Source organism: Streptomyces glaucescens, from assembly GCF_002154375.1.
GTDB classification, from domain to species: domain Bacteria; phylum Actinomycetota; class Actinomycetes; order Streptomycetales; family Streptomycetaceae; genus Streptomyces; species Streptomyces glaucescens.
On the sequence record NZ_MUND01000564.1, the window covers coordinates 1 to 9,296 of the forward strand.

The window sequence follows — 9,296 nt, forward strand, 5'->3', positions numbered from 1 at the left end:
CCGCCGCCGGCGGCGGTGAGGGTCACGTTCACCCAGTCGATCTCCCAGTTGTCGTTGTCGTCAGCCGGTTCGAAGCTGAGGTAGGCGGAGTAGCGGTCCAGATCGGCGACTCGCAACTGGGGGCTGCGCGGGTCGTTGTCGCCGGCGTTGTTGACGTTGGCGCCGTCGCCGAGGATGAAGGTGTCGACGTTGGTGGGCGGGTCGGGCCGCCGGAAGACATCGGCCGGGGTGTCGAGTTGGAACTCGCGGCCGCCGATGCCGAGGTAGACCCAGCCGTCGGTGCCTGCCGTGCCCGAGGCGCCCGTCTGGACCCTCACCTCGATCCGCGTGATCAGCAGCGGGACGGTGGGGTCGACGGGAAGAAGATGGGGCATGGCGAAGTTCCTCAAGTCGGTCGCAGGGTGAACGGACAGGGATCTGTACCGGGTCAGGGGCTGACGGGATCGAGGTAGACCCGCTGGCTGTAGCGGGTCCCCATGCGCAACGTCCGCTTCGTCGGGCCTTCGTCCGCCAGGGCCTGGTAGCGGTAGGTGCCCGTGGTGGACCCGTCGCCGGCGGTCACCGTCACGTCCACCCGCTCCAGGTGCCACACGTCGTTCTCGTCGACGGGCCCGAAACGCAGGTAGGGCGGGAACTGGCCCAGGAACGAGGAACGTAGCTGCGGGTCGCGCGGATCGTTGCTGGCACTGTTGAGGACGTTGGAACCCTCGCCCAGCACGAAGGTCCGGGACCCGGGCTCATGGTCACCGCCACTCGGAGTTCTGAGCAGGAATTCCCGGCCCGCGATGAACAGGTACACCAGGCCTTGAGTCCCGGCGTCCGTCTCCTGGACCGTCTGCACCTGCACTTGGATTCTCGTGATGTCCTCGTCGGCCACGGCTGACCTCCTCGCTGACAGGAATCGCTTCCTCCCGCGGGCACGCCGGATCACGCCACGTCGAAGGCGTCTGAGGGGGAGGGGGAAGCGGGTCGGGCAAGCACCTGACGCCGACGGCTGTCACACACCGTCACGCACTGTTCCAAATACGGGATGCCCCAGTGGCTGGGAGGCATACGCCGATTAACTGCTTCGAGGGACAATAGTCGTATTCACCCCGGCCTGGGCCTCTCGCACGCGCTGCGCGCTCCCCTACGCCACGCGCCTGCTCACAAGCCGTGTGTGAAGATGTGCGCCGACGGCAGCAGTTCGGCGGGCGGGTCCGGCGGGTGCGCAGATACCACCCAGTGCCGCGCCCGTCGGCTCCGGTTCGAGCTGCGGTCCCGCGTCGTCTGATGAGCCAAACTGCTCCTGCGGTCGGATGTCGTCGTAGCCATCGGAGGGCAGCATCACCTGACGGCACGGCACGGCACGGCACGGCACGGCACGGCACGGCACGGCACGGCCAGGACGGCACGGCCAGGACGGCCGGTCCATGAGGTGCGGTGTGACGGCGGGAGGACGGCGTGGCTGTGGCTGCCCGACGGTGCGCCCCCCGCGCCCCGTGATCGCCCCGGCCGTCGTCGCGCGTAGTGCGGTGGACCGGATGGAGTTGAGCGGCCCGGACATCGCGAGTCCTCGCGTGTCGGGCAGGTATCTGGTGGCATGCCCATGTGGGTGTGCGTCCGACAGACCCGGCCACGTACGGTCCGGCTGAAGCAGCCCCCCGTGACGCGTGGCGGGTTCCGATCCGCAAGGCTCGCTGCTCGCGGGCCTCGCGTACATCGTCGCCGTGCCCGTCGTCACGCCGCTCGGGCCGAGGCCTCGCCGTTCACCCGTTCCGGCGCCGCCCTGCGGACGGCTTGTCCCCAGGCAGCTCTGCAGCCCTGTGGCAGCTCCACGGTCGACCTGGTCGGCGGGCCTCGGGGTGTCGTCTTCCGGCGGGTGCCGTCGCGGCAGAAGCCGTCGCCTGGATCATGAAGAAAAACTATCGCGGCCGCAGTAGACATTGGCTCGCGGGAGGGCTACTGTTTCTGATGTACCCAGGAAGTCGACAAGGCGCGGCAGGGATGGACTGCCGCGCATGCACGACGAGCAGAACGCGGCCCGGCGGGGCCGGGCCGCGAGCAGTACCCGCGTTGTCCAGCAGTTCATCCGTGTAACCGAAAGTAAGGAGCCGAACGCCATCAGGATCGCCCGGGCGCGGATGATGTCCGCCCGGGTACCGCAGGCCCCCGGATGGGAAGGTGGTCCACGGTCACGCATCCGCGATCCCCGCAAACCCGGCCCTTCGGGCGGAGTCTGCGGACACAGAAGGCCGGCACGGTGTGCCGGTAGATGGTGTTGAAAGCTCGGGGCCCGGGTGCCGTACGGCACCCGGGCCCCCCGACGCGTCCCCGAAAGAAGAGGTCTATGCCGCCTGCCGGTTCCCGTCCCGTCGACAATCTCGACGACGATGACTACCCCGCCTACACGATGGGCCGGGCCGCCGAAATGCTCGGCACCACTCCCGCCTTCCTGCGTGCACTCGGTGACCACCGCCTGATCACGCCTCTGCGCTCCGAGGGCGGCCACCGCCGCTACTCCCGGTACCAGCTGCGTATCGCCGCGCGGGCTCGCGAACTCGTCGATCAGGGCACCGCCATCGAGGCGGCCTGCCGCATCGTCATTCTCGAGGACCAGCTCGAGGAAGCCCGACGTATCAACGACGAACTACGCAGCCGGGACCGCGAGTCGGCGGCGAAGACCACGGCCTGAACGGCACGCCGGGCGGCAGGCGAAACGCCGGTGCCGCCTGGCGAGTGCGTTACCACCCCTGCTCGGCTCTGATCCAGGCCGTCGGCGAGGCGCAGGCGGAGAGAAGGCGCGTAAGGCGACGACCAGGGCGGTCGACGCCGCGCAGGCCGGGTTGTCGGACATGGTGACCGTCTACTGGAGCCGGTTCGCCGGCGCCGGGCAGGTCAGCGCATCGGGTAGGCCCCCGTGCGAGCGGTTCACGGTCCGCGTCCGGTGCGTGCAGGCTGGCCCCTGGCCACGCCAATGACCGGCTTCGCAGCCGACCGCCGCTACGCCTTCTCGAAGGCGTTCACCCCTCACATGGAGGTGAGGCACTTTTTGATGGGGGCACGCGACAGCCAAGCCGCCGCTCGACGGGAGGACCGGGGGACAGGCTGTCCGGCCGCATGGCCGGACGCAGCTAAGTCGGCGTGCCGGTGGGGCACGCGTGTGAGCGGACCGGCGTGAAGCGGTCATGCGGCGGGCTTCTTCAGGACCTCGATCAAACTCGTCGCGCTGTCGTCGGCATGGCCGGCCGCTGCGCCACGCCGGAAGATCTCCAGGACCGTCGTCGGCAACGACGTGTCGATCCCCGCACTCCTGGCGGTCTGGAGAACATGGTCGACGCTCGCCACACCCATGGCGAGCCGTTCGACATCGCCCGGGTACTCACCCTCGTCGATCCGCTGTGTGTAGAAGGCCAGGAAATCCGGCATCCCTGACAGCACGGACGACGCGGACGGCAGGATCTCCCCGGCCGGGACACCGTGGGCGTCCGCCAGCGCGAGGGCGTGCAGCCAGCCGAGCACCGTCGTCCAGAACAGGTCCATCCCGACCTGGTAGTACAACGCCGCCAGCCCTGGGTCCTCGCCGCGGTAGTCCGTGCCGGTGAGCACCTCCAGGGCCTCCCGGTGCGCGTCGAACACGTCCCTGGGCCCGCTGTAGAAGGTGGAGAACCCCGGCTGCCCGATGCCCGGGGGTGAAGCCTGCACACCTCCGGTGAGGTACTGGGCACCGTGTCCTGACGCCCACCGCGCAGCGTTGCGGGCCCCCTCGGGCGTGTCCGAGCCGAGATTGACCAGGACCCGGCCGGGCAGCGCCTCAACGGCCGGCTCAAGGGCGGAGTACATCGCGTGGTGGTCCGTCAGGCTGAGGATCACCAGTTCGCTTGCGGCGAGCGCGCCCTGGACCGTGGCTGCCCGGTCGGCTCCCGCGCCCACCAGATCGTCCGCCTTGTGCGCGGTCCGGTTCCAGACGGTGACCCGGTAGCCCCTGCCGAGGAACGCCCTCGCCATCGCGCGTCCCATTGGCCCGAGCCCGATGACCGTTACATCGTGCCTGCTCATGACACCCCTTCATCATCACATCAAGCTCAACGCTGCTCTGCGTGAGGCCGTACAGACCGTGGCCGTTGCCTCACCGAACGGCCTGTACCGGCACCGTGGACGTGTCGAGGCCGGGCGCCCGCCGCAGCCTGCCGCAGCGGCGTGACCGCGACCGCGACCGGCGGCGTGACCGCGACCGCGACCGGGGAAGGGGCCGGGGCCGAAGCCGCGGGAAGACGTGTCTCGGCACGGCTGTGACCTCACGACTCCGTCTGCGTCGGCTTCCTGAGCACTTCGGTCAGGGCCGAGATGCTGTGGTCCCCATGCCCGGCCGCAGCCGCCCGCTCCACCAGGTCGTGCAGCGGAGCGAGCCATGCCCCGTCGACACCTGTCTCCTTGGCGAGTTCCTTGTCATGGGCCGCGCCCGCGAGGAAGAGGTTCACGGACGAGGCGGCATCGGTGTAATCACCGCTGTCGATCTCCGCGGCGTAGACCGGCAGCAAAGACGTGATCATGTCCAGCCACTTCCCGGCGAACCGAACCATGCTGCTCGCCTCCAGCCCACGGGCCTGAACGGCGGCCGCCCCCTGGAAGAAGCCCACGAGCGCGGGCAGCAGCATGGCACCCACGGCCATCTCGTACAGGGCGGCGAGGTCGGTCTCGTCTCCGAGATGGACGGTGTCGCCGCCCAGTACCTTCAGCGTCGTCTCGTACTCGTCGAACACCGTCTTGTCCCCGCTGTAGTACAGCAGCGTGTCCGCAGCTCCCACGGCCTCCGGGACGTTCTTGACCGCTCCGGCCAGAAACCGAGCGCCACACCCGGCCGCCCAGGCAGCCATGGCTCGGGCGCCGGCGGGTGAGCCGCTGTTCAAGGTGACGAGGGCACGCCCGGACAGCGCAGCCGCAGCCGGCCCCAGGGCGGAGCGAGTGTCCTCGAAGGTGGTCAGGCACGTGATGACCAGCGGGCTCGCCTCGAGAGCGGCCTTGAGCGTGCGCGCATGGACGGCGCCCCTGGCCACCAGTGGTGCGGCCTTGGCGGGCGTGCGGTTCCACACCGTCGTCGGGTGTCCCGCGTCGGCGAACGCGGCAGCCAGCGCCCGGCCCATCGACCCCATCCCGACGACGGTCACGGGTGTGGGGGCATGCCTGGTCATACGTCACTCCACTCAGCAGTCGGATGGTCGAGCAGCCACGCGATCGCCGATCGGCGCGTCCGTGCGTGGCTCCCAAAAGCATTCTGGAAGCCCCGCAACATATGATCAAGTACCTACAATTCTGTTCGGTACCCACATTTTTGTCAGTAGGAGTGCTGATGACCAAGCGGACCTATATCTGCGGGCTCGACGCCGCCATCGCCGTCATGGGTGGTAAATGGAAGGGCTTGATCCTGTTTTCGCTGGGAGAGGAAAAGACGCTGCGTTTCGGCGAGTTGAGACGGGCGGTGCCCGGCATCAGCGAAAGAATGCTGATCCTTCAACTCCGGGAAATGGAGGCCAGTGGCCTGGTGCACCGGAAGGTCCACCACCAGGTTCCGCCCAAAGTGGAGTACTCGCTCACCGATTTCGGTGCCTCGCTCAACACGGCACTCGCACCGCTCGGAAAGTGGGGCGAGGACCACATGGAACGCATCGAGGCCATCCCCTAGCCGGCCCCGGTCACGTACGAGTCACGGAGAAGCATGCATCAGCTGAGCATCACCGGTCGGCACGGGGACTCCTGGTACCCGGCCCGTGGTGGAAGCCTCCCACTGCTGAGGCCTGACGGCGCCTTGCCCCTGAGCCGGGTCGCCAGGCTGAATGAGAGGGGGCAGACGTGAGAGAGGGGGATAGGTGCCGAGAACGCCGGACAGCCCGGACTCACGGTCCCCTGACGGTCAACGTGCCAACCTGCTGGTCGTACTCGCCTGCGGCCTCGGGCTGGCAGCCCTCCTCATCGGTGGCGTGAGCCTCTTGGTGCACAAGGCAGTCGAAGGGCCCTCGTTCCCCTACCAGATAGCGTTCTCGCAGGGCGGCACAGCGTGCAAGGAGGAGGGGGAATCCGGGATCGAAGGCCTTGTCCTCGACCGGAACACCGGTGAAATCCTCTACTGCCAGCGCCTCCCAGGGTTCGGCGGGGTTCCCGCCGGAACAGGGGGCAACTTCTCCGGCCCGGAGACAGCCCGGGTGACGGCTCTGGCGAAGTCTCTCGCGTCCGCGGACGGCCCGAGTGACGCAGACCAACGCGAGGTTGAGCGATTGGCCACCGAGACAGGCCGCAAACACGGCTACGAGCCACCAACACTCACTGAGCGTGTGACCGGGACAGTCGGCCCCTGGGGCATCGGCTTGGGCCTGGCACTGCTCATCGGCCTCGGACTGTGGGCACACTTCACGGAAGACCCGTAGCCACCCGCGGCAGCTGATCCGCCGACCCGAACGCGAGACCCGCTCTGAGGTGATCAACGTGCGGGTGCTGCCCTCCCCGGGGCGCCCCGGTCTGTTGGAGTGCGACCCGCAACAAGCCCGGAGCCGTGGGACGTCGTCGGCGTACCTCAGTCTGCCCCTGCGCCCCTGTGTCCTTGAAGAACTATGTCCGGCCGGAACCGAACCGGAACCGGAGCCGGGCGGGGACGGGGCCGGGGAGGTGGTGCGGGCCGTGCGGCCCGGCCCGGGTGTCAGCCGGTCAGGTGGTTGACCACCGAGCGCATCGCCCGTCGCAGAGCAGGTCGAGTCTCCTCGGGCGGGTCAAGGGTCTCGAAGCCATGGTGACCGTTGGGGACGTCGACCAGTTCCAGCCGCACTGGGCAGCCGCCGGCCGCGGTGACGAACGCTTCGACGGTCGCGGCGATCTCGGGTGTCTCCCGTCCGGCGCGCAGGAGCACGACGGGCAGGGCACCCGCGTGCGAGAGGGCACGGACCGGATGGAACCGGCTGCCGGCCAGCCCCCAGTTGGGCAGCGGCGCCAGGACGGGGTAGGAGGCGGCCAGGCAGCGCAGCCAGGCGGGCGGCTGTGCCAGCCAGGGAGCGCTGAGAAGGCCGCCACCGGAGAAGAACCACAGGGCGACCCGCTCGGCGTCCACCCGGGGATCGGCCCGCACCAGTTCCACCGCGGCCGTCACGTCCGTGGCGGCACGCTCGTAGTCGCCCATGTCGTGCAGGCGGTGGTCGAGGGTCACGCCGACCATCCCCTCAGCGGCCGCCATGCGGGCATAACCCACCAGCGTCGGCCATTCACGCGGGCTCGGCCGGGACCCGGCGGGCACCGGACCGCCGTGCACGAAGACCACGGCCGGCCGCGGGCCATGCGCGTCCGGCAGGTACAGGTCGACGTGCTCCTTGCGGTCGCGGGGCAGCTCGGGCACGTCCAGCGGGAACGGCCGCAGATGAGCGGGCGGTGCCGCACTCGCACCGGCCGCCCGCAGACGGTGGCCCTCTCCGGCCACGGCCCGCAGCAGAACGTCCGCCAGCTCGGCGGGGCAGGACAGCATCGGCCAGTGCCCGGTGGGCAGTTCGAAGAAAGTGAACCGCGGCTCGGCGAGGACCGCCAGCGCAGGATCACCGAAGTCGACGAGCCGCTGCACCAAGTCGATACTGGCACCGTTCTGGGTGCACAACACGCCGGTGGCCGGCACCGCGGCCACTGCCCCGGTCAGCCGCAGTGGCTGCAGCAGGGTGCCCAGCGGCTGCGGTACGGCCAGGCTGGCCAGCCGCTCCCACGCCGCCTCGCCTACGCCGGCGGTACTGCCCCAGCGCTGCCACTCCTCCCGGCCCGGCGGCTCCAACACCCCCTCACCCTCACCCCGTTCCGCCCGTCCCGCCAACTCCGCGCGCAGCGCCTGGTCCGGTACCGCGGCCAGCGCCGGAACACCGTTCTGCGGCATCGCGCAGTCCAGGTACACGACGCGGGCGATACGGTGTGCCCGCCGGTCGGCGGCACCGAGCGCCGGATGGATCCCGTAGTCATGGCCGACGAGCACGATCTCCCCGCCATGCACCCCGTCCGAAGCATCCACCGCGTCGATCGCCGCGACCACATCCGCAATGTGCGTCTCCAGGTCCACGCGCGCCGACCTGACGGGCTGGCCCGCTTCCATGCCGGTGAGCCGCACCGCGTGCACCTCACTGCCCGCCGCGCTCAGCCGTGCCGCCGTCTCCTGCCACACCTGGGCACCGGTGAACGCGCCCGCCACCATGATGAACACCGCCATGGCTCTCTCCTCACGTCCGTGCACCGGGCGCTTCGCCCGGCCCGCGCGCCGCTACCGTAGGAACTCCCCCAGAGGGAGGTTCAACTGTCCACACCGCACGAGGTGCGCTGGAGCATCGGCGAACTCGCCGAGCGCGCGGGCGTCACCGTCAAGACCGTCCGTTTCTACTCCGACCAGCGCTTGCTGCCCGAGACCTCCCGCAGCACCGGCGGACATCGCCGCTACGGCCCCCAAGCGCTGGAACGGCTACGGCTGATCCGCTCCCTGCGCACCCTGGACCTGGCCCTTCCCGAGATCCGGCGGGTCCTCGAAGACGAGGACGCGGCGGGCCGCATTCTGGAAGACGTCGTAGCAGACCGCCTGCGCCGGCTGGGTGGCGAACTGAGCGCGCTGCGCTGGCGCGAGGCGGCGCTGCAACTGGTGCGGGAGTCCCCGCCCGCGGAGCGCGCCGACCGGCTGAACCTGCTCGGCGCACTGAACACGCCGCCGAGCACCGCACCGCTGGCCCGCTTCTGGCGCGCCTGGCTGCCACCGCGCATGCCGGCCCAGGCAACCGCGGCGTTCCTGCAGGCAGCCGTCCCACAACCCCCCGACGAACCATGCCCGGCCCAAGCGCTCGCCTTCGCCCAACTGCACGCGATGACCACGGCCCCCTGCCCCGGCGGCCGCCAACCCCAGCCGGACGTGCACCGAGTGGCAGGCGCCCGCGGAGCAGCCGTGCTGTACGCAGGACTCACGGAGGCGTACGAACTCGTCGGCCCGCATCTGCGGCGAGCACGCGACCCGTTCCCGGGCGAAGCGCTGGACGCCTACGTCACTGCCTACGCGAGCGCCTACGGCAGCCGGGACACCCGGGACTTCCGCCGTCTGCTGGCCGCACGGCTCACAGCCGACCCCCGCTTGGACCGGTACTGGGAGCTGACAGCCGTCGTCCTCACACCGCCCGGCGGTCGACCGGAACCCACCCCGGGTTCCGCAGACGACTGGCTGCGCGCAGCACTACAGCGGGACAACGCCGAGAGCGCCTAGGTTCTGTCTCTTTGGTCAGCGTCGGGTCCAGATGAGGATGCCCGCGAGATGGAGTGCGGCCTGG

General features: G+C 69.9%; 9 protein-coding genes. 4 read left to right on the top strand and 5 right to left on the bottom strand.

The window, feature by feature from the left end; translation table 11 throughout:
* Nucleotides 1–374: hypothetical protein (locus CCN42_RS31880; protein ID WP_086740809.1), on the bottom strand; the 374-nt coding region annotated here is incomplete at its 3' end.
* A gap of 53 nt (nt 375–427) precedes the next feature.
* Nucleotides 428–877: a hypothetical protein gene (locus CCN42_RS31885; protein WP_086740811.1), complete on the bottom strand. Its 450-nt coding sequence runs from the start codon at nt 875–877 to the stop codon at nt 428–430.
* Between the two features lie 1,452 nt (nt 878–2,329).
* Here CCN42_RS31885 and CCN42_RS31890 point away from each other — a divergent pair.
* Complete coding sequence (locus CCN42_RS31890; RefSeq protein ID WP_086740812.1) at nt 2,330–2,674, top strand: MerR family transcriptional regulator; 345 nt, start codon at nt 2,330–2,332, stop codon at nt 2,672–2,674.
* A 491-nt stretch (nt 2,675–3,165) separates the two neighbouring features.
* On the opposite strand, the gene CCN42_RS31895 is transcribed toward CCN42_RS31890, so the two are convergent.
* Complete coding sequence (locus CCN42_RS31895; protein ID WP_086740814.1) at nt 3,166–4,038, bottom strand: NAD(P)-dependent oxidoreductase; 873 nt, start codon at nt 4,036–4,038, stop codon at nt 3,166–3,168.
* Nucleotides 4,039–4,277: 239 nt separating this feature from the next.
* Nucleotides 4,278–5,171 carry an NAD(P)-dependent oxidoreductase gene (locus CCN42_RS31900; protein ID WP_086740816.1) on the bottom strand — a complete coding sequence of 298 codons (894 nt, stop codon included), beginning with the start codon at nt 5,169–5,171 and terminating at the stop codon, nt 4,278–4,280.
* A 158-nt stretch (nt 5,172–5,329) separates the two neighbouring features.
* Between CCN42_RS31900 and CCN42_RS31905 the strand changes: the two genes are divergently transcribed.
* Both CCN42_RS31905 and CCN42_RS31910 read left to right on the top strand, forming a co-directional pair.
* Nucleotides 5,330–5,662 carry a winged helix-turn-helix transcriptional regulator gene (locus CCN42_RS31905; protein WP_086740818.1) on the top strand — a complete coding sequence of 111 codons (333 nt, stop codon included), beginning with the start codon at nt 5,330–5,332 and terminating at the stop codon, nt 5,660–5,662.
* Nucleotides 5,663–5,957: 295 nt separating this feature from the next.
* Nucleotides 5,958–6,401, top strand: coding sequence for a hypothetical protein (locus tag CCN42_RS31910; protein ID WP_143662078.1), 444 nt, complete (start codon nt 5,958–5,960; stop codon nt 6,399–6,401).
* A 269-nt stretch (nt 6,402–6,670) separates the two neighbouring features.
* Here the strand turns inward: CCN42_RS31910 and CCN42_RS31915 are convergent, their stop codons facing one another.
* Nucleotides 6,671–8,203 carry an alpha/beta hydrolase gene (locus CCN42_RS31915; RefSeq protein WP_086740823.1) on the bottom strand — a complete coding sequence of 511 codons (1,533 nt, stop codon included), beginning with the start codon at nt 8,201–8,203 and terminating at the stop codon, nt 6,671–6,673.
* Nucleotides 8,204–8,287: 84 nt separating this feature from the next.
* On the opposite strand from CCN42_RS31915, the gene CCN42_RS31920 reads away from it, so the two are divergent.
* Nucleotides 8,288–9,232, top strand: coding sequence for a helix-turn-helix domain-containing protein (locus CCN42_RS31920; RefSeq protein WP_086740824.1), 945 nt, complete (start codon nt 8,288–8,290; stop codon nt 9,230–9,232).
* Nucleotides 9,233–9,296 lie beyond the last annotated feature (64 nt).